Genomic DNA, 21,953 nt, shown 5'->3' on the forward strand with positions numbered 1-21,953 from the left:
GGCTCATGCCGCTCATTCCGCGCCGCCCTGGGTCTCTTGTCGCGCTCCTCCTGATGATGGTCGCCGTGGGCCCCTGGGCCTCCGGCTGCCGTCGCGCGGTGCGGCCGGACCTGGGGCAGGACCGGACGGTGGAAGCGGGCGTGCCGGTCGACCTCGGCTCGCAGCGCGAGGACGCCACCGCCGTCAGCTGGGACTTCGGTGACGGCAGCGACGCCCAGACGGCGCCGTGGGTGTCCCACGCTTTCTCCCGGGCAGGCGCCTATACCGTGCGCGCCCTGCACGAGGGCGAGGAGGTCGGTCGCGTCCAGTTGACGGTGGTGCCTCGGCCCGTGCTGCGCGCGGTACCCGCCAGCGCGCGCACCGTCATGTGGCTGCCCGAGCTGCGCGGCCACGTGGAGCAGTTGATGGACTTCTACGCGCGGCTCGTGGGGCCGGAGAACGCGCGGCGGGCCGTGGAGTCATCCCCGCTGCTGCCACTGCTCTTCGCGGACCTGGAGAACGGCACCGGCTCGGTGGTGGACCCCGACGAGGGCTTCGGCTTCTTCCTGCTCCCGGAGTTCGACGGCGTCGTGACGCTGCTGGGCATCACGGAGCCAGAGGCGGCCCTGAAGGCCGTTGCCGGTGAGCTGGAGCGGGCGGGGCACGGCGTGATGCCGCAGCCGGACGGCTCCGCCACCGTGGAGCCCGCGTCAGGCGGGCCCCCGATGTTGCTCTTCGAGGACCGAGGCTACCTCTATCTCGCCGTACCGGAGGGGATGGAGGAGCCCGACGAGGGTGAGCCTCAGCAGGCGCAGGTGCTGGCCATTCCCGACGCGGAAGTGGCCCGCCAGGCGGTGCGAAGCCTCACGGGGCCGGGCATCTCCGAGGACGTGCTCCTGACCGAGCTGCGAGGGAAGGTGGCGAGCGGCAGCATGTACCTCTTCTCCGGGAAGCAGCCCGGAGTGGCGCCTGGGGAAGAAGGCACCCACCCGATTCGCGGCTTCGCCGCGTCGCTGGCGGTGAAGCCGGAGCGGGTGGACCTGGATGGCTTCCTGTCCTCCTCGACGCCGTTGTTCCAGGGCGCCCGCGCGCCCGCGTCGGCGTTGCTGAAGGACGCGGAGCTGGGGCCCATCGCCGCGGCGCAGATTTCCGTGCCGCCCGAGGAGCTGGCGCGGCTGGTGTTCGGTGCGCCGGGCTCCGAGCGCCGCGAGCGCATGGTGGCGTCCTGGCGTCGTGAAGGACTGGATGTGGAGGCGTTGCTCAAGGCGCTGCGCGGCGACGTGGTGCTGCGCGTGTACTTCGACATCCCGGCCTTCTTCCGCAACTTCATCCGGAACAAGCGGCCCGACATCAAGGGCTCCATCGTGTTCGAAGCGGGGCTGACGGAGTCGGAGCCTGTGCGGGCGCTCGTGCAGAAGCAACTGGAGGACTCCGTGCTGCGCTACACGACGCAGCAGGAGGCGAATGGCACGCTCTTCCGGACGCGGGTTCGGGAGCATCCGGTGGAGCTGCGCATCACGCCCGAGCGCGCCAGCCTGATGGCGGGGGAGCTGCTGCAGGGCCGTCCTCGCGGAGACGTGGGCGCCGAGCTGCGGGAGCGCTTCGGTGGTGAGGCCTTCAGCTCGGGCCACGTGTCGGTGATGGTGGACCTGGGCCGGCTGCGCGCGGACCTGCGCGCGGCGGAGAAGGTGCCCGGAGTGCCCAACATGTTGCTCGGGGCGACGAAGGCGCTTTCGGGGGCGCTGCTGGATCGGATGACGCCGCTGGACTCGGGCTTCCTCGACTTCAGCCCGGTGGAGGGCGGGGGCCGGCTCAAGGGACGCCTGTCCTTGCGCGCGGATCAGGAGGCTTCGCGTTGAGCGGGGGCATGGCGGACGCCGGGAACGTGCGCATCACCGTCCTCTATTTCGCCGCGGCTCGCGAGCGCACCGGGCAGGTGCGGGAGTCCCTGGACTTGCCCGAGGGCTCGCATGTGCGGGACGTGTTGCGGCTGCTGAGCGCGAAGTACGCGGCGCTGGCGCCACTCCTGCCGCACCTTCGTGTGGCCGTGGACCAGGAGTTCGTCGGTCCGGATGCCCCGGTGCGGGATGGGGCGGAGCTGGCGCTGATTCCCCCCGTGGCGGGAGGCGCACCTGGGAAGTTCCTGGTGGTGGACCGGCCCCTGCGGCTGGAAGAGGTGGTGGAGGCTGTCAGCGGGGAGTCATACGGCGGGCTGGTGACGTTCAGCGGCTCCGTGCGCAACCAGACGAAGGGCCGCCGCGTGTTGCGCTTGGAGTACGAGGCCTACGCGCCCATGGCGGAGAAGAAGCTGGCGGAGATTGGGGCGGAGGCTGCGGAGCGGTTTCCCGGCGTGCGCGTGTCCATCATCCATCGCGTGGGAACGCTGGTACCCGGCGAGCTGGCCGTCGTCATCGCCGCGGCGTCGCCGCACCGGAAGGAGGCGTTCGGTGGCTGCGAGTACGCCATCGAGCGGCTCAAGCAGGACGTCCCCATCTGGAAGAAGGAGTTCTTCGAGGATGGGGAGGTCTGGGTCGGCCTGGGGCCCTGAATCGCCGCCTCAGCGGACGCGCAGGAAGGCGGGGACCGTGACGTCGTCACCGCCGTCGGGCTGCATGCTGAGCTCCTCATCCGTGAGCGGACGCAGGGGCGTGTCCAGGCCCATGGCCTTGCGGCGCGCGGCTTCCTTGTCGGCGGCCATCTTCATGGCGCGGACCTTGGATTCCTCGATGCGCTGGGGCGTGGGGCCCGCGATGAGGAAACCCACGGGCAAGCTGAGGAAGAGGATGCTCACGATGATGAGCCAGCCGAAGTCCTTCCACTGGAGCCGGTTGACCTGTTCCTTGACGACGGAGCCTTGGATGCGCAGCGAGAGCTCGCCTTCCGAGAGGCGAAGCGTCATGCCCTCCGCGAGCTCCACGGTCGTGCGTCCGCCGTGCTGGCGCAGGTCCGTCTGCGGCACGGCGGCATAGGCATTGCCTTGGATGGCGCGCTCGGCACGGGCCGCGGGCGGCAGGTGGATGCGCCAGCCCTGAGCGGTGCGCTCGGCGAGCAGGAACGGCTCTTCGGGCAGGGTGAAGCCGTAGAGCGGTAGCGGTGCCGTCTCGTCCGGGGCGGCGTGGACGTTCGAATGCTCCGGCCCATAGCTCCACGCCTCGGACAGATTGTTGCCCCAGTACAGCTCACAGAAGAGTCCACCGCCTGCCTTGGTGTTCATCGCGGGGGGAAGCATAGGGCCTTGCATGGCTCGCGGCTCCTTCATCGTCCAGGAGACGTCTTCCGAAAGACGGCCGACGCCCGGTTGGTCCCTGGACAGCCGGGAGGCGGGCAGGGTTCCGTCCCAGGCGGGAAAGCTGGAAACCACCGCCGCGCCGCGGGATCAGGCCCCCGCGGCGCGGTTTGGGGACGTCTGCTAGGGGGCGTCGGGGCTTTCCGCCATCGCGGGCTTCGTCAGGACGCGTTGTCGGCGCTGGAGGCGCTGAAGCGCCGTCAACGTCACCCCTGCCATCAGGGACGCGTATCCCACCAGGGGCCACGCCGTGTCGCCATCCAGCAGGACGACCATCAGCGTGCCGAGGACGCCGACGATGAGGCTCTGGATGCAGAAGTAGAGCGCGACCGCCGTTCCCGCCACATCGCCAAAGGCCTGGAGTGCGCCATTCGCGGTGACGGAGACGGAGAACACGATGCCGGCCGCGATGAGCCACATCGGCGCGACGAACGTCCAGAACGACGGCGTTGCCAGGAGCTGTCCGGCCGTCAGGAGTCCCGCGCCGAGCAGCAACATGCCCATGCCCCGCGTGAGGCTACCCGCCAGCCCCCAACTCCCCACGAAGTGCTTCGCGAAGCGGGTCGTCAGAATCATCGCGAGCGCGGCGGTGGCGAAGGCCAGGCTGAACCCGAGCTCGGAGAAGCCGGCCTGACCGATGAGCACCCGAGGCGCCGTGGAGAAGAACACGAAGAAGGAGCCCATGGCCGCGCTGAAGCCCAGGGTGTACGTCCAGAACGTGGCGCTGCGCAGGATGTGCCGGAACGCGGGACGCGACGGGAGGCCCTGCGCCGGGCGCGTCTCGTGCCACCGTGGCAAGGCTTGCAGCAGCGCCGCCGTGGCCAGGACTCCGAGCGTGATGAAGATGGCGCGCCATCCCCAGCGCTGCATGAGCAGCGCCCCCGCGATGGGGCCGAGCGCGGGGACGAAGGCCAGCATGGCGCTGAACAGGCTGTAGAGGGTCGCGCTCTCGGGGCGCTCCGCATAGACATCGCGGACCGTTGCGAATGTGGCGACGAGGGCCGCGGATGCCCCCATGGCTTGGACGAGCCGAAGGCCGACGAACATCGCGGCATCCGAGGTTCCCGCGAGCAGGAAGGAGGTGACTGCGAACAGGAGTGCGCCTGTCAGGAGCACTCGGCGCCGGCCGATGCGGTCGGAGACCGGGCCAAACACCATCTGGCCGAGCCCAAGCACCGCCAGGTACAGGCTCAAGGTGAGCTGGACGATGGCGGGTGAGGTGTTGAGGATTCCGGGCATCGCCGGAACGACTGGCAGGTAGATGTCCATGGCCAGTGAGGCCAGGAGGTCGAAGGGCGCCATCAGCAACAGCGCTGCTGGCACGGAGTGATTCCACGACGGGGATTTGAAGTCAGGCACGATTGCATCCGCACAAATGAGGAACATCTGGCGGCGCTCTGCCTCTCCACGGGTACCGGGATGAGCTGGGGGCAGATGGCCGCGGCAACGATTGACGTGTCGCCGCGGCTCACTCATCTGCGGATACGGTGCTTCCCATTCGCTGGCTCCCATGCGGCGCGTCTGCGCTCGAAGGTCGGGGCTGGGTGTCGCAATCACGGCGGTGCTGAACAACCGTCCGCCGTGACCGGACGGGACGTCGCCGCCGAGTCTTCCTGACATGAGGTGCAGCGCGCGGTGGTTGCTGGCGTGGCCGGCGGGGGACTGGCGCCGCGTGTGGCTGCTCCCGGTCCGGGGTTCCAGCAGGCGCGGCACCCGGGGCAACACCGGATGCTGTCTACGTCCCCGCGTCAGCTCCTGCCGCGGCTGAGCCCTTCGCGGCAGGACGGGTGCCCGTTCCAGTGCTCGCAGCGGTTGCCCCAGCAGGCCCGGCCCCCGCCGTCGTGCCCGCAGCGGGCGTCCCAGCAGGCGTGGCGCCCGCCGTGTCGCCTCCCTTCTCCGGCGCGCCAGGCGCCTGAACAGGAGCGGGGGCCGTGCCCTTCGCGGAAGCCGACGCCGCAGGCGACGGCTGTTCTGTCCCCGCATCCTGAGCCGGCGTGTCCTCCATGCCGAACCGCGCCGGCAACGCGCGCCGAATCTCCGCGGTCGCCATCAAGACCACGGCCACGGCGATTCCCAGGAACCCCACCGTCTGCGCCACCGTCTCCACGCGAGGGGGATCCGCCGGCCGCTCGCCGCCTCGACCAGGAGCAGCACCACGCGGCCTCCATCCAGCCCGGGCACGGGCAGCAACGTCAACAGCGCCAGCACCACCGACGCGGCCACCAAGGTCCGCAGCAGGGCATCCGTCCCGGACGACATCGCATCCGCGGATTCCTGCCGCACCAGCGCTCCGGGGCTCGCCGCGTCCGCGCCCTCCAGGCCGTGCTGCATCATCCGCTTCAGCAGCGCCACGCCTTCCTCGGCCACCTTGACGGTGTGCGTGAACGAATGGCTCAGCGCCTCACCCGCGCCGTGCGCCTTGTAGACGTACTGCTGGCTCACCCCGATGCGGCCCGTGCCCCGTTCATCCGGCCGGGGCCGCACCACCACCGCGCGCGCATCGCCGCCGCGCTCCACGCCCAGCTCCAGCGGGACACCGGTGCCGCGCCCACCTTCTCCACGAACTCCGACCAGCTCCGCAGCGGCTGTCCCGCGACATGGACGATGCGGTCCCCCGGCAGCAGCTGCGCGCGCGCCTCCGAACCCGGCTGCACCGTCCCCACCGTCAGCGGCACCACCACGTGCGTGCCCGACGTGTACAGCGCGAACAGGACCCCCAGCGCGAGCGCATAGTTGGCCAGCGGCCCCGCCAGGATGATGAGGATGCGCAGCAGGGGCCCGCGTGCGGCGAAGCCCGCGGCCTCGTCCGCGTCCGCACGGTGCGGGTTCATCCCCTGCAGGTGCGCCGTGGCGCCCAGGGGCACCGCCGCCACCACGTACTGTGTCCCCCATAGGCGGAAGGACACCAGCGGTGGACCGAAACCGAACACGAAGCGGGGCACCCGCACACCGAGCAACCGCGCGGCGATGAGGTGCCCCAACTCGTGGAGGGTCAGCAGGCCTCCCAGGGCGAGCAGGACGAGCGCGTAATGCATCCTCCCGCGCCGCTCCTAGAGCTTCCGCCGCTGTCCGGTCCGCTTGTACGTGACGTAGTCGGACAGGATGGTGTCGTGGTCGAAGCACAGGTCCTTCGGCAAATCATCCACGCGGAAGGCGCGGGCCTCGGCCGCGTCGTCGGCGCCCTGCGGTTCGCCCTCGGCCGAGCCGATGTAGACGGTGGAGATGTTGTGCTGCCGCGGATCCCGCCGGGGGTCCGAGTACGTGAAGAACTGCTCCGACAGCTTCACGTGAAGTCCCGTCTCTTCCAGGACCTCGCGCACGGCGGCGACGTCGAGCGGCTCGCCCTCATCCACGAAGCCACCGGGCAGCGCCCAGCCGACGGGCGGATTCGCACGCCGGATGAGGACGATGCGTTCACCGGGCAGCTCGATGATGCAGTCCACGGTGGGCTTGGGGTTGCGGTATTCGGGCATGACCCCCAGTCTACCCGCTGCCGTCACGCTCGCACTTCCTAGATGCGTGCCGTGGAGTATTGTGCGCGCCGTGTCGACTCCGAGACGCCATCGCCTCGTCCTCTCCGGTCTGCTCCTGGCCTGCCTGGCGGCCTGTCTGCCCCACGTCCAGGAGCCGGGTGATTACGTCTTCGAGCCCGTCGAGGTCCTCCGCGACGATTGCGGCCTGCTGGAGACCAACCGCAACCAGCTCTACGGCACCCTGCAAATCAGCGGGCGCGTCGTCCGCCTGGACTTCGGTTTCCTGGACAGCCACCTCGTGGGCTATTTCCTGGAGGATGGAGACCACTTCTCCATCGACGGGAGCGTGGTCAAGGCCGCCGCCGAAGTGAACGGCCAGGAGTGCCTGTTGGACCAGATCAACATCCACATCGACGGTACGACGCAGTGCGAAACGCAGTTCAAGGGGGTGCTGCGCGTCCGTTACGACACGCGCCGCCCCGACGAATGCGTGTGCGAGATGTGGCTGCGCTACGAGGCCGTCAAGGAATCGAAGCGCTGTGACATGGAGGGTTGAGCCGCGCGCTCCGCGTTCCTAGAACAGGGTGGCATTGTCCACGCTGGAGGAACGCATGGCGGCTTCGAAGCATGAGATTCACTCGGTCCTGACGGAAGCACGCGTCTTTCCGCCGCCAGAGGCGTTCGTCCGGCGCGCGCACATCCGGAGCATGGAGCAGTACCAGCAGCTCTGGGACGAAGCCGCGAAGGACCCTGAGAAGTATTGGGGCGACCGCGCCCGCGAGGAGCTGTACTGGAAGGCGCCCTTCCAGACGGTGCTCGACTGGAAGCCGCCGCACGCGCGGTGGTTCGTCGAGGGCAAGACGAACCTGGCCTACAACTGCCTGGACCGGCACCTGGCCACCCGCAAGGACAAGCCCGCCATCCTCTTCGAGGGGGAGCCCGGCGACCGCCGCAGCCTCACGTACGGCGAGCTGTCCACCGAGGTGAACAAGCTGGCCAACGCGCTCAAGTCGCTGGGCGTTCGGAAGGGGGACCGGGTGGGAATCTACCTGCCCATGGTGCCCGAGGCCGCGGTGGCCATGCTGGCGTGCGCTCGCATTGGCGCGGTGCACTCGGTGGTGTTCGGCGGCTTCTCCGCGGAGGCGCTCCACGAGCGCATGAACGACGCGGGCGCGAAGGTGCTGCTCACCGCGGACGGCGGCTGGCGCAAGGGCGCGGTGGTGCCGCTCCTGAAGAACGTGGAGGCGGCGCTGCCGCACATGCCCACCATGGAGAAGGTGGTGGTGCTCCGCCGCACGGGGAGCACGCTGGAGCTGTCCGGGCCCAAGCTGGTGGCGTGGGACACGCTGGTGAGCGGGCAGTCCGCGGAATGTGAACCGGAGTGGGTGGAGAGCGAGCACCCGCTGTTCATCCTCTACACGTCGGGCTCCACTGGAAAGCCCAAGGGCGTGCTGCACACCACGGGCGGCTACGCGGTGAATACGTCGCTCACCACGCGCTGGGTGTTCGACCTGCGCGAAGACGACGTCTACTGGTGCACCGCCGACGTGGGCTGGGTGACGGGCCACTCCTACGTCGTCTACGGCCCTTTGATGAACGGCGTCACCACCATCCTCTACGAAGGCGCGCCCACCCAGCCGGGACCGGACCGCTTCTGGGACATCATCGAGCGGTACAAGGCCACCATCCTCTACACCGCGCCCACCGCCATCCGCGCCTTCATGCGGCTGGGCGAGGAGCCCGTGCGCAAGCACGACTTGTCCTCGCTGCGCCTGCTGGGCAGCGTGGGCGAGCCCATCAACCCCGAGGCGTGGATGTGGTACCGCGACGTCATCGGCGGGGGCCGCTGCCCCGTGGTGGACACGTGGTGGCAGACGGAGACGGGCTGCATCATGGTGTCGCCGCTCCCGGGCGCCACGCCGACGAAGCCCGGCTCGGCCACGCTGCCGCTGCCCGGCATCCACGCGGAGATTCTGGACCGAGAGGGCAACAAGGTGCCGCGAGGGCAGGGCGGACTGCTCTTCGTCACGCGCCCCTGGCCCTCCATGTTGCGCACGGTGTACGGCGACCCGGACCGCTACGTGCGCACGTACTTCAACGAGCTGCCCGGCATGTACTTCACCGGCGACGGCGCTCGCACGGATGCGGATGGGTACTTCTGGCTGATGGGCCGCGTGGATGACGTGGTCAACGTCGCCGGCCACCGTCTGGGCACCGCGGAGGTGGAGAGCGCGCTGGTGGCGCATGAAACCGTCGCGGAGGCCGCCGTGGTGGGCCGTCCGGACGACTTGAAGGGCACCGCGCTGGTGGCCTTCGTCACCCTGAAGCAGGGCCACACGCCGTCCGACGCGCTGAAGAAGACGCTGGCCGCCCACGTGGGCCGCGAGATTGGCGCCATCGCCCGGCCGGACGAAATCCGCTTCGCGGAGGCGCTGCCGAAGACGCGCTCGGGGAAGATCATGCGCCGGCTGCTGCGCGACGTGGCCGCGGGCAAGCAGGCCTCCGGGGACACCACCACCCTGGAGGACCTCAACGTCCTGGCCGCGCTGAGGCAGAACGACGACTGACGGACACTTGCTCGCACTTCAGGGCAGGGGGCGTCAAAAGCCACCTCTGCCCTGGGGTGAAAAACCGGGATTCGTCGTTTTCTACTCGGACAATACGTGCCTATCTGGGTATTTCGCGCCTGTTTCAGCCTACGCAGCACATCCGGTTGAGTCGGAACAAACGAATACAGCGGAGCCGTCAGGGTAGGCTGGTTGACACTGGAAAGATGCAGAGGCATTAAATGCGCCGCTCGCCCCCCTCCCCGAGCGCCGCGCCTCTCGTTGACAGCGCGACCTTTCCCCCTGGACGTGCTTCATGGATTTCCGAGCTCAACTCGACTCGCCGCTCTTCACCCACTTCATCTCCCATTACGCGCAGCCGACGGGACCTGACCTGCTGGGGCGGACGGAACCCTTCTTCGAGTGGCAGGAGTCGCGGCGGCAGGCGGGCCTGTGGCCGTACTCGCGAAGCCTGGAGGCGGCACCGAAGGCGGAGTGTGGTGTCCGCAGCGAGACGGGGGCGGCGCGCCAGGGGCTGAACTTCGGTTCGCAGGATTACCTGTCGCTGTCCACGCACCCGGCGGTGGTGGAGGCGGCCCAGCGGGCCATCCAGGACTATGGGTTGCACAGCGCGGGCTCGGCGATGCTGGGGGGCAATACGACGCCGTCGCTGATGCTGGAGAAGGCGCTCGCGGAGCACCTGCAGACGCCGCACGTGGCGCTGTTCTCCACCGGCTGGGGCGCGGGCTTCGGCGTCATCGCCGGGCTGGTGCGTCCCGATGACCACGTGGTGCTCGACGCGCTGTCGCACGCGTGCCTCCAGCAGGGCGCCGCCGCCGCGACGACGAACGTGAGCCGCGTGCCGCACCTCAACAACCGCGCCATGCGGCGCAAGCTTCAGGAGATTCGCGCCCGCGACACGCAGAACGCGGTGCTCGTCGTCACCGAGGGCCTGTTCTCCATGGACTCGGACGTGCCGCGGATCGAAGAGCTCCAGTCCATCTGCCGCGAGTACGGCGCGACGCTGCTGGTGGACGTGGCCCATGACCTGGGCGCGATGGGGCCCCGCGGGACGGGCAGCCTGGGCGTGCAGGGCCTGCTGGGGAAGGTGGACCTGGTGGTGGGCGCCTTCTCCAAGACGTTCGCGAGCAATGGCGGCTTCGTGGCCACGCGCTCGCCGGCGGTGCGCCAGTTCATCCGCATCATGGGCGGGCCCCACATCTTCTCCAACGCGCTGCTGCCCATGCAGGCGGCGGTGGTGCTGGAGTCGCTGCGCATCGTCCGCTCGGAAGAGGGCGACGCGCTGCGCGCGAAGGCGCGGGAGAACATCCTGGCGCTGCGCGGAGCCTTCGAGGCGCGGGGCGTGACGTGCCTGGGCGAGCCGTCCAACGTCGTCCCCGTGCAGGTGGGCGACGCGAAGGTGGCGCGGCTGGCCTCGAAGAAGGTGTTCGACCGCGACATCTTCGCCAACCTGGTGGAGTACCCGGCCGTTCGCTTGCGCGAGACGCGCTTCCGCATGCAGGTGATGGCGTCCCACACGCTGGAGCAGGTCCAGCGGGCCGCCGACGGGGTGTGCGACGCCATCGAGGAGGCCCGCGCCGAGCTGGAGGTTCGTCCGGCCGCGACGCGCGCGTCCCGCCGCGACGAGCAGCGCCCGCAGGTGGAACTGTAGCCACCACGCGCGGCCGCGTGGGCGCTCAGGTGTCGTCGAGGCTGGCGGCACGCAGGTGGGTGACGTCACCCCACGTCACCAGCCGCCACGCACCTTCGTGGTAGTCGAATTGGTTCCACCCGGCGTTGAGCACGGAGAAGGTGCGCGGCGCCGCGTGCGGAATCCCCAGGCTGTGGCGGAACAGGAGGCTGAGCACGCCTCCGTGGGTCACCACCACCAGCCGTTCGTCCCGGTGGCGCGCGCCCAGTTCCTCCAGGCACTCCACCGCGTGGCGCAGCCGTTGGGACGTGCTCTCCCCGCCAGGGACGATGTAGTCCGGCGCGCCACCGGAGTACGCGGCGAAGACGTCCGGGTGCTTCTGGCGTGCCTCGTCCCGGGTGAGGCCTTCCAGGATGCCCAGTCCCCGTTCGCGCAGGCGGGGGTCGGTCTGGACGGTGTGGCCCGTGCGGGTGGCGATGCGCCGCGCCGTCTCCTGCGCCCGTCCCAGGTCGCTGCAATAGAGCGCCGAGAATCGGACGGGCGCCAGGCGCGCGGCCAGGGCATCTGCCTGGCGCAGGCCCACGTGGCTCAGGGTGCTGTCCTGATGTCCCTGGAGGCGCCCCAGGGAGTTCCACTCCGTCTCTCCGTGACGGAGCAGGATGAACTCGGTCGTCATGGACTCAAGCGTCGCTTTGGCGCGTCGCCTGAGTCCAGCACTCAGCGCGTCCGCTCCAGGTGGGTGATGCCTTCTTCCAACAGCGCGGCCACGCCCCGCTTCACGACGTGCACCACCTTGTGGCTGTAGGCCGGCCCACCGTGCGTGTAGTGGCCGCTGACCTTGTGGTGCAGCTCCGTGGCGCCCCACACCAGCACCAGGTCCGCCCAGTCCAGGTCGCTGCGGGCGCGGTCCGCCGTGCGGCGTTCCGTGCCGTCCACCATCCGCAAGTCAATCTGGTGGCCCAGCTTCGCCTCCAACTCCTCGCGCACGGCCGGCGAGCCACCCACCACCACCACGCGGCGCACGCCGTAGCGCTGGCAGGCCTCCACGAAGGCCACCTCCGCGCGGCGGTTGGCCGAGCCGCCACAGCGCTCACAGTGCAGCCGTGGCTCGATACGCATCGGCTCACGCCCGCTGGCCTGCGCGACCTTGAGGCACGCGCCGTCCGCGCACACGGCGAAGAAGCGCCCCGTCAGCAGCTCCGCCGCCTTGAGCAGCTTGGGCTCGCTCATGCGCTGGCGGCCGGGGCGGGTGAGGCCCACTTCCTCCAGCACCGCGCGGGTGCGAGCGCGGGCCTCGGGCAGGGTGATGCCTCGCGCGGCCATCCACTCGTCGATGTCCCGGTCGGCGCTCATGACTTCACCCCTGTCCGGGAAGGGGCCTCGGGGAACAGCTCCGCCTGGAGGGCGGAAGTCGGTGAGCCGGTCGGCAGGCCCAGGGCCTCGCGCACCGGCGCGAAGCTGCGTCGGTGGATGGGCAGCACGCCCTTTTCACGCAGCGCCTGCAGGTGCTGCGGCGTGGGGTAGCCCTTGTGTGCGGCGAGCCCATAACCCGGGTACTGGTCATCCAGCTCCGCCATCCAGCGGTCACGCGTCGTCTTCGCCAGGATGGAGGCCGCTGCGATGCTGAGAGACAGTGCGTCCCCCTTGATGATGCCCTTCTGCGGCACCGAGCACTCCGGCACCGTGCGAGCATCCACCAGCAGGTGGTCCGGCTTCACCGACAGCCCCTCCACCGCGCGGCGCATGGCCAGCAGGCCCGCGTGGTAGATGTTGATGCGGTCGATCTCCTCCACCTCCGCGCGGCCCACGGCCCAGGCCACCGCGTCGCGCTTGATGGCCTCGGCCAGCGACTCGCGCTTCTCGGCGTCGAGAATCTTCTTCGAGTCATCCAGCCCCTTGAGCCGGAAACCCTTGGGCAGCACGGCCGCGGCGGCCACGACGGGCCCGGCCAGCGGTGCCATGCCCGCCTCGTCCACACCCGCGATGTGCGTGTGGCCCTGCTCCCAGAGCTCCGTCTCGAAGCGGAGCAGCTTGCGCATGCGCTGGCCCTCCGCGCGGTTCTTCTCCTGGCGTGAACGGATGCGCCGGGCGAGCGCATGCGCGCCCGCGCGCGGGTCCGCGTCCAACGCCTCCAGCAAGCCGGTGGGGACGGGGTTGGCCTGGGTGACGAAGCGCGCGGTCAGCTCGGACAGCGCGCACTGAAGCAACTGTTCCACGGTGTCTGCGGACATGATGAGGGCCCGGACCTACCTGGAACGTGGGCTGACAGGACCCCTTGCGCGGGGAACGCGCTCGCAGCGGCAACACATCCCCGCGGCCCCGTGCTCGGAGGAAGCCGGCTGGAGGGCCCCCCTGGACGCAGGGTAGGCCAGACGCGGGGAAGGCTGACGAGCGTCACGCATGTCACCAGCCGTACTCCATGGGCGGGTGGAGCACAACCTCCCTCGCGTTCATTCAGATGAATCCATGAAACAGCGGTTGTCTCAGCGTCGCGCGGGGCGGGTCCTACGGATTGAGCTGGAGTTGGAGGGTGGCCGGCTCTGGCTGGCAGTTGCAGGCGTCACACACCCATTCCACCTGCTGGGCCGCGGACACCTTGGCGCCCGCGGTGGCCACGACTCGCACCGCGCTGGGCGCGAGCGATTCGTTGATGGCGGTGCTGACGCCCTGGTCGTCTGTCACACCGGTGATGCTCACGTTGGAGGTCACGTTGGTGCCGGTGACTGTCGCCCCGCGCACGCGCGCGCCCTCCGCCGACAGCACCTCCACCTTCAACGACACCTGCTCCGCCTGGCAGTCGTCCACCGCGCGCTCCATGCGAGGCGCCTGGTCACATGCCGCGAAGAGACCGAAACCGATGAGCCACGAAAACCAGCGTGCGCGAACCATGCCGTGAAGGGTGATGCTGGCGTGCGAGCGCGGCAACGTCTGTATCAGTCGGAAGTCGGAGACACGCGTTCACTCGCGAAGCGTGCCGCTGCCGTGTCTGGGTAACGGTGGAGCACGTAGCGGTAGACTTCTTCCGCGCGCGGCGCGTCGTGCATCCGTTCACCCAACACACGCGCCAGAAGTACCAACGCACGGGGGGCGGTGGGCTCATCGGGCGCCGTGTCTGCCGCGGATTCCAACGCCGCTACCGCCAGTGGGAAATTTCCTTCCACGGCCGCGGCCTGTCCGACGAACAGGTGATGCTCCGGGGGCACACGCAGCCGCGGTTGCTGCTGCACGGTGGCATACAGCGACATCGCGAGTGGAACATCGCGGGCGTTCACCGCGGCCGCCAGCGCCCCCAGGGTGTCGTCGTTGGCGCTTCCCGTTTCGGTGGCCGTGGCCGCCGCTCCGGTGAAGGGAATGGGGCCGGCTTCGCGCAGGGGCGGCGCCCTGCGGCTCGGTTGTGCGTCGCCCAGCACGGGGTCCAGGTAGTCTTGCTCGAGGCCATACCCCAGCGCATCGCCCCGCGTGTACAGCAGCAGTCCCACCACGTGCGCGGCGGTGAAGGGGATGACCAGCGTGACGGCTTCGGCCAGCACGCGTGAGATGACGAAGAGGTCCAGCATGCGCAGCAGCAACGCCACCCCGTGCGTCATGAGGTGGAGGACGCCCAGTCCCACCAGCGTTCCGGCGACCAGCGTGTAGTCCCGGCCCAGGCGGCGGACGATGCGAAGGGTTCCGGGCACGTCGAACAGGGTCAGCAGGGGCTGGCGCGCGGCGGTGATGAGGAGCGCCGCGGGCAGCCAGAGGACGCCGAGCAGCAGCAGGCCGATCAGCACCGGATCCACTGTCAGCAGCCCGGGGGTGTCCAGGCCCCGAATCCACGCGCCGAGCGCCGAGCGCCCCTCTTGGAGGAGCGGGCGCAGCACGGTGACGTAGAGGAACGCGGGCATCCAGACGATGGCGAAGGTCACCACGCCGCGGAGGCCGGGGAGGACCGCGTCATGGAAGTAGTCGCGGTAGTCGGGCGAGCGCAGCGCCGTCTCGCCGCGCGCCGAGTCCCGCGCGAGCGTGAAGAAGGTGCCCCAGAAGACGCCTCCGTAAATGGTGAGCGGGATGAGGGCCGAGAAGGAGATGGCCAGCTCCACCAGCCACCGGAGCGCCGCCAGGAAGACGCTGACCGCCACAATGACCTGCGAGCCGGACGCGGTGAAGACGTAGCGCCACGCGCTCTTGAGCCGCTGCGCCACGGACACCCGGCTGCGGGAGGTGAGCAGGGTCTGCGCCACGTCGCCGCAGCGCTCGCACGCCACCAGCTCCACCGTCTGGGCCCGCCGGCCCACCACGCAGTCGGGGCAGAGCGTTTCGTTGCACCTCTCGCAACGCCACCCGGCCACGGTGGTCCGATGCCGCTGGCAGCGGGGCAGGGGCGCATCCGGTGGAATGATGTTGGGCGATGAGGGGCTCATGGCCCCCAAGCCTACGACTGCCCAGGGGACTCTTCCCAGGGGCTTCCGAGCCACGCCTGATAGGCGGCCTTCTGGGCGTCGGTGGGGCGCTCCACGCGGGACAGCCACGCCGCCTCCGCGGGCTTCGTCCCCAGCACCACCGGGATTTCCAGCAGCCGGTCGCGGCGGAAGACCGTGAGCCGCACCGTCTCGCCGGGCCTCCGCTCCTCGCAGCGGGACAGCAGGGTGGCGCCGTCCACCTTCCAGCCATTCAGCGCGACCAGCTCGTCCTCCACGTAGAGCCCCGAATCCTGTGCGGGCGAGCCATCCATCACCACCGCCACGGTGCCACTGCCCCGCGTGGTGACGCCCAGCCAGCCCTTGGGCTTGCCTTCCCCGGCCCGGCCTCGCGGCGGCGTGCCTCCCTTGTCGCTGGCGGCCTCGCGCGGACGGAAGTTCAGCTCCAGGCCTACGTGGGCGAAGACGGAGTAGTCCAGCGGCTGTGTGGTGCGCAGCGCCCGGTCGAAGAAGGGCGTCAGGTCCACACCGGCCACCTCGCTGGCCACGGCTTCGACGCCGTCCTCGGGAACGCCGGAGCCGTCGCCGTAGCGCTGCCACAAGACGCGCACGACGTCATCCAGGCCACGGGCGTCACCGGTGGCGCGGCGGATCTCCAGGTCGAGCAGCGCGGAGACGACCTCGCCCTTGAGGTAGTAGGAGATGGCGCTGTTGGGCGAGTTCTCGTCCGGGCGGTAGTGCTTCACCCAGCTCACCAGCGACGCCTCCGCCAGCGTCTGCACGCGCCGCCCCGGCGTGGCATGCAGCGCGGTGAGCGTTTCGCCCAGGCGCGTGAGGTAGCGCTGCGCGGACATCAGCCCGGCGCGCCGCACGAAGAGGTTGTCGTAGTACGCCGTGGAGCCCTCGAAGGCCCACAGCAGCGAGGTGTAGTTCTCCTTCGCGTAGTCGAAGGGCACCAGCGCGCGCGGCTTCACCCGCTTGATGAACCACAGGTGGAAGTACTCATGCGCCACCAGGGTGAGCAGGTCCTCCCAGCCGCGGTGGGTGGCGAGTCCGACGCGGGGGAACAACAGCGCGGTGCTGGCCTTGTGCTCCAGGCCGCCTCGGCCCCGGTCCGTCAGGTACAGCAGGATGAGGTAGCGCGGCATGGGCAGGCCGCCGAACACGCGGGCCTGGCATTCGCAGACGCGCTTCAGGTCCGCGCACAGCCGCTCCGGGTCCTGCACCGTGTCGCCCCACACCACGACTTCGTGCGGCACGCCCTCCACACTGAAGGTGAGCGGCGTGTGGGGGCCGACCTCGAAGGGGCTGTCCACCAGCTCGTCGTAGTCCTGGGCAACGAAGGTGCTTGCGCGCTGGCCCAGCGCGCAGAAGGTCCGCCAGCCGGGGGGCGCGTCCACCGTGACGTGGTGCTCCAGCCCGCGCGTGTCCTCCGTGTAGAGGAACGTGGCGGCGCCGTTGAAGTAGGCGTGTGAGCCGTCCAGGTGGTTGGTGCGCACCGTCAGCTCGTTGGCGTAGACGCGGTAGCGCAGCGTGACGGCCACGCCCTTCGCGTCCACCCGCCAGGTGCGTTTGTCCGCGCGCCGCACCGGAAGGAGCGTTCCGTCCGGCGCATGGGCCGTCATGTCCTGCACCTGCCGCGCGAACTCCCGCACCATGTAGCTGCCGGGCGTCCACACCGGCATCACGGCGTCCAACACGCTGGCGCCTCCTGGAAAGGAGGCTTCCACCTCCAGCAGGTGCGTATGCGGCCGGGGCATGGAGACGCGGTAGCGGACGGCACGGTGCATGAGCAGTGTCTCTCTCCCCCCGGCCGCAGGTTACTTCGCGCGGACGAGGACGGCGCCGAAGAATCCGTCGGTCCCGTGGGTGTGAGGCGCCAGCCGGAGGAAGGGGCCGGGGCCGACCTTCTCGGCCAGCTCCGCCCCCAGCAGCTCCGCCACCGGCTTCACCGTGAACTCGGGGTGCTTCGCGAGGAAGTCCTCCACCACGTTCTCGTTCTCCTCCCGCAGCACGCTGCACGTGCCGTAGATGAGCCGGCCGCCGGGCTTCACCAGCGTGGCGAAGCGCGCCAGCAGGGCCTTCTGCCGGCCCACGTGCATCTCCAAATCCTCCGGCGTGAGGCGGTAGCGCGCGTCAGGCTTGCGGCGGAAGGTGCCGGTGCCGCTGCACGGCGCGTCCACCAGCACCCGGTCCGCCTTGCCCTTGAGGGGCGTCAGCGCGGCGTCGGCATCCGGGCCCTCGTGGGGGATGAGCTGGGCGCGCACGTTGTGCACCCCGCGCGGCGCGCGCGCTTCTTCAGGTCCTCCATGCGGCGCTCATCGATGTCCAGGGCGTGCAAGTCACCCCGGTTCTTCATCTGCGCGGCGAGCTGCAGCGTCTTGCCGCCGGCACCCGCGCACGCATCCACCACGCGCGTGGGCGGCGCGTCCACCAGCATGCCGAGCAACTGGCTGCCCTCGTCCTGGAGCTCCAGCATGCCTTCGCGGAAGCTCTCCAGGGAGAAGGCGTTGATGCGCGTCTCCAGCACCAGGCCCATGGGCGACAGCGGCGTGGGCTTGACGTCCACCGTCTCCGCTTTCAGCCGCTGCGCCAGCGCGTCGCGGTCCCCCTTGAGGAGGTTGGCGCGGGCGACCAGCGGGGCGCGCTCGTTCATCGCCTCCGCGGCGCGAGCGGCATCCCGGCCGAACGTCTGGAGGAAGCGGTCGGCGAGGAAGTCCGGCAGCGACGCGGCGATGGGGAAGCGCTCGCGGGCGGGCAGGGCCTCCAGGGCGGCGGCGGCTTCGGGAAGGGCACCCAGGGCTTGCGCATCCGGGGGCGCCAGCGCGGACTGGCGGGCCACCAGGCCGTGGGGCTCGCCGTAGAGGACGCGCGAGGCGGCAAACCGGAGCACGTCCTGGCGCGAGGTCTCCAGGCTGTCGAAGCGTGGGTGGGCGCGGGACAGCAGGAAGTCCACCGTTCGCTGGCGGCGCAGCAGGCCGTAGACGCGCTCGGCCACGGCGCGGCGCTCGTTGGAGTAGAGGTTGGCCTTGCGGCGCAGGGTGAAGTCGAGCGCGCGGTCGGCCATGCGGCCCTCGTGCCGGACCGAGCCGTACGCCTCCAGGCAGGCCTGGAGGACCAGGTCTTCTCGCAGGGGCCGCTCGGGCCGCTCGGAGGGGAGGGCTTCTTCCCGGACGGAGCGCCGGACTTCTTCGGGGCCGACCGCGAGTGCGGGCGGGACTTGCGTTGGGTGGCCATGACGGAATGCGGCTTTGCATTCCTCGGGCCGGGTTGACAAGCGCGGAAAGCAAATCCGCCCCGGCGGACGCCCGCCCTGCCGCCGTGTGACGTCAGGAGGAGGGCGCGGGGGACCTGGGGCGGGGAGGCCCTACTCGCGGCGCCGGTGGAGCAGACCCGCGGCCAGAAGGGCCAGGGCCGCCGGGAGGAGGGTGGCGGTGGGGCCCGCGGCGCAGCCACCGATCGAGCTGCTCATGCCGTCATCCGGGGTGCCGGGAGAATCCGGAAGCCCCGGGCGGGGATTCGGTGAGCCCGGGTCCGTCGTGCCGGAATCCGGCGTCTGGGGCCCCTCACCGGGAGTCTCCGCCACCTGGACCAGGGCGGTGGCCGTCTGCTTCACCGTGCCCTGGGTGGCGGTGGCCGTCACCGTGTACTGCCCGGGAATCGCGAAGACGTACTCGGCGACCTCGCCCTCGGCCGTGCCGCCGTCGCCGAAATCCCAGGTCACCGTGGCGGCCTCGAGGGACGGCGTGGCCCGGAAGAAGGCGCGGTGGGGGGCCACGCCCCGCTCGCCCTCCACGGCGAGCGTCAGCTCACCTTCGGGAAGCTGCTCCTGCGGAGGCAGCTCCTTCTGGAGCGTGAAGCGGTCCACGGTGTCTCCGTTCACCCCGAGCAACTGCGCGGTGAGCGTGCCGTCGACCACCATCACGTCGAGGAAGCCATAGGCCTGGTTGTCGCGGATGACGCTCCAGTCCGGCTTGCTGCCGGGGAGCTTCCTCAGCGTCGCGCCGCCGCCGCCCACCACGAGGTAGGGGATGCCCTTTTCGCCAGCCCCGGCGATGGCGTCACCCTTCATGGGCTTGCTGCGCTCGTAGTTGTGGTCGTGCCCGGTGAGCACCAGGTCCACGCCGTACTTCTCCATGATGGGGCCGAAGTGGCGGCGCATGGAGAGCTGCGAGCCGTGCTCGCCGCTGGACCAGGGCGGGTGGTGGAAGAAGACAATCTTCCATGGCTGCGTCGACCCCGCGAGGTCCCGCTCCAGCCACGCCTTCTGTGCGTCCCGCGTGCAACGGTCCGCCGACGCCAGTCCCACGGCGCAGTTGGAGTCGAGCGCCACGAAGTGCACGTGGCCCCAGTCGAACGAGTAGTAGCGCTCCGTGCCCTCGGGGTTGTTGGTGGGCAGGTAGAGGTTGTCCAGGTAGGGCTGCCCCTGGTTCGTCACGTACTCATGGTTGCCGAGCGCCGCGAAGAACGGCACCTGGGCCAGCAGGGCCTCCATGGGCACGAAGAGGTTGTTCTGGATTTCCGCCTCGGTGCCATCGGCGTAGGCGTTGTCCCCCAGCGCGACGAACAGCTCCGCCTGCCGCTTGACCATGGCCGCGGCGACCTTCTTCTGGTTCGAGCCGCCCGTGCCAAAGTCGCCCACCGCCACGAAGTGCACGCTGCGGGTCCCCGGCACCGGCGCGGTACGGAATCGATTGAGCGGCGTGCGCAGGCCACAGGCCGACACCTCGTACGTGTACTCGGTGCCCGGCGTCAGCCCGGTCAGCACCACCGCGTGCACCTGCCCGCCGTCCTGGGAGACAGCCGACTGGTTGGCTGCCCCTTCGCCGTAGCGCACCTCCGCCTGGCAGTTGGCCGCGAGCCGGAAGGCGATCGTCGCCGTGTCCGGCCCCACCTTCTGCAGATAAGGGTCTCGATACAGCGTCCCCGCGCTCGCGGTGCTGGCCAGCAGCATCAGCGCGGCCGCCCAGGGGGCAAGGTGAAAGGGGGTCTTCCGGTGCATGCGGCCTCCTCCCGAACAAGCTCGGGATAGAGGCGCAACCGTTCAACCGCTGACCTTCATCCTGCCCCCTCCCGGAGGAGGAGACGGTGGGGCAGGGCCCCGTGTATCCGCCTCCTCCCCGGTCAGGCGTCAAGGCTTGATGTCGTAGGCCGCCAGGTCCTCGGTGCGTTCGCCTTCCTCACGCACCTTTCCGATGCCCGGGACGAGCCAGTAGAAGCGCGTCTTGTCTGGCTTCACCTCGCCGTTGTTGTTGACCTTGTCGCGCTGAATCTTGACCGCGTTGGTGAAGGTTCCTGCCCGCGTCGTCACCGTCACGCCGGATTCGAGCACCTTCCAGATGTACGTCGGGTCCTTCTGGTCCTTCGAGCCGTCGCCCAGGGTGATGTGCTCGAGCACGTCGCTCTTGTACGTCCAGGGCAGGGCGTCCGGGACGCTCGCCACGGACTTCACCGTGGCGGGAGACCATGTGGTGGAGCGGACCTGCTGGCCATTGCGGTAGTCGTCCTCGCGCAGACGCACGACGAGCCCATTGGTGAGCTCCACCTGCCACGAATACTCTTCATAGAGGGTGCCGTTGCGCACGCGGTCCTGGCGGCTGTGCACCTGGACGGCGTTGATGCCCGGCTGGTCAGGGACTTCGCCGGGGCCCACCACAGTCACCTGCTTCTGGAAGTTGCCCTCGACGGGGTCCTGGATGTCGTAGGTCCAGGTGCTGCCCGCGGTCAGCGGCCACAGCGACTGCGACCCGGTGGGCTCCTCTCCGTTGCCCTGACCATCCGGCCCCCCCGGCGGCACCGGCTCTCCCGGCAGTCCGCCGCCGGGTGTCGGGTCCTGCGAATCTCCCGCGGGCAGGCTGTTGCCGCCACACGCCACCAACCACCCCGCCGCGAACACGGCCACCCAGCTGCGCCTCATACCCGCTCCTCCCGTGTGCTCCTCGAATTCACTGCCGTCCACCGCAAGCCTCGCAGGGCCGCCCCCTCCGTGCGGCCCAGCGCCGCGGCGAGGAGCCCGGCTCCGGCTCCTCGACTTCCAACTCCAGCCGCCGCCCGTCGAAGTCGAGCGCGCAGCTTTTCACCATGACGTTCCGCTCACCCAGGACCCGGCGCAGCGTGGCCTCCGCGCCCACCAGGTCATCCGACTGCGCCGACAGCACCAGCCGCTGCTTCGCCGTGGCGGGCGCCTCCTCGCGGTTGAAGCAATCCAGCACGAAGAGCAGGACCATCACGAACACCGTCCCGACGGAGGCAAGCCCCAGGCTGCCGTGGCCGCACGCCATGCCCAGGCCAATCATCAGGAAGAGGATGGCCGCGTCACGCGGGTCCTTGAGTCCCGAGCGGAACCGAACGAAGCCGCCCAGGCCCACCAGTCCGAAGGCCTTCGCCAGGCTGTCGCCGATGACGGCGGTGATGACCGCCGCCGCCGCGCACAGCAGCACCTGCGCCTGAATCATGTCCGCCTTGGGCAGCGCCCGCTTCATGAGCAGACGCCAGGGCCGCAGCGACAGCAGGGTGCCAATGAGCGCCGCGGCTAGCATCCGCGGCAGAATCGCGGTGACGGACAGCGCGTTGAGCTCTGCTTTCGCGCCCTCGAACAGGGCTGAGAATGATGCGTCCATG

At 70.0% G+C, this 21,953-nt stretch carries 18 protein-coding genes and 2 pseudogenes; 5 read left to right on the forward strand and 15 right to left on the reverse strand.

Annotation, left to right across the window (positions count from 1 at the left end):
• Window positions 1-5 precede the first annotated feature (5 nt).
• Together QEG98_RS13370 and moaD are read left to right on the forward strand one after the other, a co-directional pair.
• Entirely contained in the window at window positions 6-1,838 is a 1,833-nt protein-coding gene (locus tag QEG98_RS13370; protein ID WP_316566987.1) for a PKD domain-containing protein, read from the forward strand.
• A gap of 8 nt (window positions 1,839-1,846) precedes the next feature.
• On the forward strand, window positions 1,847-2,527 hold the full coding sequence (gene moaD, locus QEG98_RS13375) for a molybdopterin converting factor subunit 1 (protein ID WP_090489296.1): 681 nt from the start codon (window positions 1,847-1,849) through the stop codon (window positions 2,525-2,527).
• Between the two features lie 9 nt (window positions 2,528-2,536).
• Here moaD and QEG98_RS13380 read toward each other — a convergent pair whose 3' ends face one another.
• From QEG98_RS13380 to QEG98_RS13400, 5 genes are all read right to left on the reverse strand, one after another.
• The gene (locus QEG98_RS13380; RefSeq protein WP_316566988.1) at window positions 2,537-3,340 is read right to left on the reverse strand and encodes a hypothetical protein; all 804 of its coding nucleotides are present in this window, start codon (window positions 3,338-3,340) and stop codon (window positions 2,537-2,539) included.
• A 48-nt stretch (window positions 3,341-3,388) separates the two neighbouring features.
• Complete coding sequence (cml, locus tag QEG98_RS13385) at window positions 3,389-4,651, reverse strand: CmlA/FloR family chloramphenicol efflux MFS transporter (protein WP_316566989.1); 1,263 nt, start codon at window positions 4,649-4,651, stop codon at window positions 3,389-3,391.
• 663 nt (window positions 4,652-5,314) lie between these two features.
• Window positions 5,315-5,782: a M50 family metallopeptidase gene (locus QEG98_RS13390; RefSeq protein ID WP_316566990.1), complete on the reverse strand. Its 468-nt coding sequence runs from the start codon at window positions 5,780-5,782 to the stop codon at window positions 5,315-5,317.
• On the reverse strand, window positions 5,704-6,300 hold the full coding sequence (locus QEG98_RS13395) for a site-2 protease family protein (protein WP_316566991.1): 597 nt from the start codon (window positions 6,298-6,300) through the stop codon (window positions 5,704-5,706). Before QEG98_RS13395 ends, QEG98_RS13390 begins: the two co-directional genes overlap by 79 nt.
• Window positions 6,301-6,315: 15 nt before the next feature.
• Window positions 6,316-6,738 (reverse strand): NUDIX domain-containing protein, encoded by a 423-nt coding sequence (locus QEG98_RS13400; RefSeq protein WP_140861898.1) that lies wholly within the window; start codon window positions 6,736-6,738, stop codon window positions 6,316-6,318.
• A 61-nt stretch (window positions 6,739-6,799) separates the two neighbouring features.
• Here QEG98_RS13400 and QEG98_RS13405 point away from each other — a divergent pair, with 61 nt between their 5' ends.
• The 3 genes from QEG98_RS13405 (at window position 6,800) to QEG98_RS13415 (ending at window position 10,956) form a co-directional block, all read left to right on the forward strand.
• Entirely contained in the window at window positions 6,800-7,294 is a 495-nt protein-coding gene (locus QEG98_RS13405) for a hypothetical protein (RefSeq protein WP_316567882.1), read from the forward strand.
• Between the two features lie 55 nt (window positions 7,295-7,349).
• Window positions 7,350-9,305 (forward strand): acetate--CoA ligase, encoded by a 1,956-nt coding sequence (gene acs, locus QEG98_RS13410; RefSeq protein WP_316566992.1) that lies wholly within the window; start codon window positions 7,350-7,352, stop codon window positions 9,303-9,305.
• 295 nt (window positions 9,306-9,600) lie between these two features.
• Complete coding sequence (locus QEG98_RS13415; RefSeq protein ID WP_141256461.1) at window positions 9,601-10,956, forward strand: aminotransferase class I/II-fold pyridoxal phosphate-dependent enzyme; 1,356 nt, start codon at window positions 9,601-9,603, stop codon at window positions 10,954-10,956.
• 25 nt (window positions 10,957-10,981) lie between these two features.
• Here QEG98_RS13415 and QEG98_RS13420 read toward each other — a convergent pair whose 3' ends face one another.
• The 10 genes and pseudogenes from QEG98_RS13420 to QEG98_RS13465 all read right to left on the reverse strand — a co-directional run bounded on the left by QEG98_RS13420 (window position 10,982) and on the right by QEG98_RS13465 (window position 21,952).
• Window positions 10,982-11,611 carry a histidine phosphatase family protein gene (locus QEG98_RS13420; RefSeq protein ID WP_316566993.1) on the reverse strand — a complete coding sequence of 210 codons (630 nt, stop codon included), beginning with the start codon at window positions 11,609-11,611 and terminating at the stop codon, window positions 10,982-10,984.
• Window positions 11,612-11,652: 41 nt separating this feature from the next.
• Window positions 11,653-12,288: a hypothetical protein gene (locus tag QEG98_RS13425; protein ID WP_316566994.1), complete on the reverse strand. Its 636-nt coding sequence runs from the start codon at window positions 12,286-12,288 to the stop codon at window positions 11,653-11,655.
• Complete coding sequence (locus QEG98_RS13430) at window positions 12,285-13,166, reverse strand: ribonuclease HII (protein ID WP_316566995.1); 882 nt, start codon at window positions 13,164-13,166, stop codon at window positions 12,285-12,287. The genes QEG98_RS13425 and QEG98_RS13430 overlap by 4 nt, the downstream gene beginning before the upstream one ends.
• A 274-nt stretch (window positions 13,167-13,440) precedes the next feature.
• On the reverse strand, window positions 13,441-13,824 hold the full coding sequence (locus QEG98_RS13435; protein WP_244171627.1) for a carboxypeptidase-like regulatory domain-containing protein: 384 nt from the start codon (window positions 13,822-13,824) through the stop codon (window positions 13,441-13,443).
• Between the two features lie 44 nt (window positions 13,825-13,868).
• Entirely contained in the window at window positions 13,869-15,335 is a 1,467-nt protein-coding gene (locus tag QEG98_RS13440) for a hypothetical protein (RefSeq protein ID WP_316566996.1), read from the reverse strand.
• Window positions 15,336-15,346: 11 nt separating this feature from the next.
• Complete coding sequence (locus QEG98_RS13445; RefSeq protein WP_316566997.1) at window positions 15,347-17,122, reverse strand: PDZ domain-containing protein; 1,776 nt, start codon at window positions 17,120-17,122, stop codon at window positions 15,347-15,349.
• 30 nt (window positions 17,123-17,152) lie between these two features.
• Window positions 17,153-18,569 (reverse strand): annotated as a pseudogene (locus QEG98_RS13450) (RsmB/NOP family class I SAM-dependent RNA methyltransferase).
• Window positions 18,570-18,699: 130 nt separating this feature from the next.
• Complete coding sequence (locus QEG98_RS13455) at window positions 18,700-20,334, reverse strand: metallophosphoesterase (RefSeq protein ID WP_316566998.1); 1,635 nt, start codon at window positions 20,332-20,334, stop codon at window positions 18,700-18,702.
• A 129-nt stretch (window positions 20,335-20,463) separates the two neighbouring features.
• The gene (locus QEG98_RS13460; protein WP_090489269.1) at window positions 20,464-21,249 is read right to left on the reverse strand and encodes a hypothetical protein; all 786 of its coding nucleotides are present in this window, start codon (window positions 21,247-21,249) and stop codon (window positions 20,464-20,466) included.
• Window positions 21,246-21,952: pseudogene (locus QEG98_RS13465) on the reverse strand (DUF4956 domain-containing protein). The gene QEG98_RS13460 and the pseudogene QEG98_RS13465 overlap by 4 nt, the downstream one beginning before the upstream one ends.
• Window position 21,953 lies beyond the last annotated feature (1 nt).

Source organism: Myxococcus sp. MxC21-1, from assembly GCF_032612255.1.
GTDB lineage: Bacteria > Myxococcota > Myxococcia > Myxococcales > Myxococcaceae > Myxococcus > Myxococcus virescens.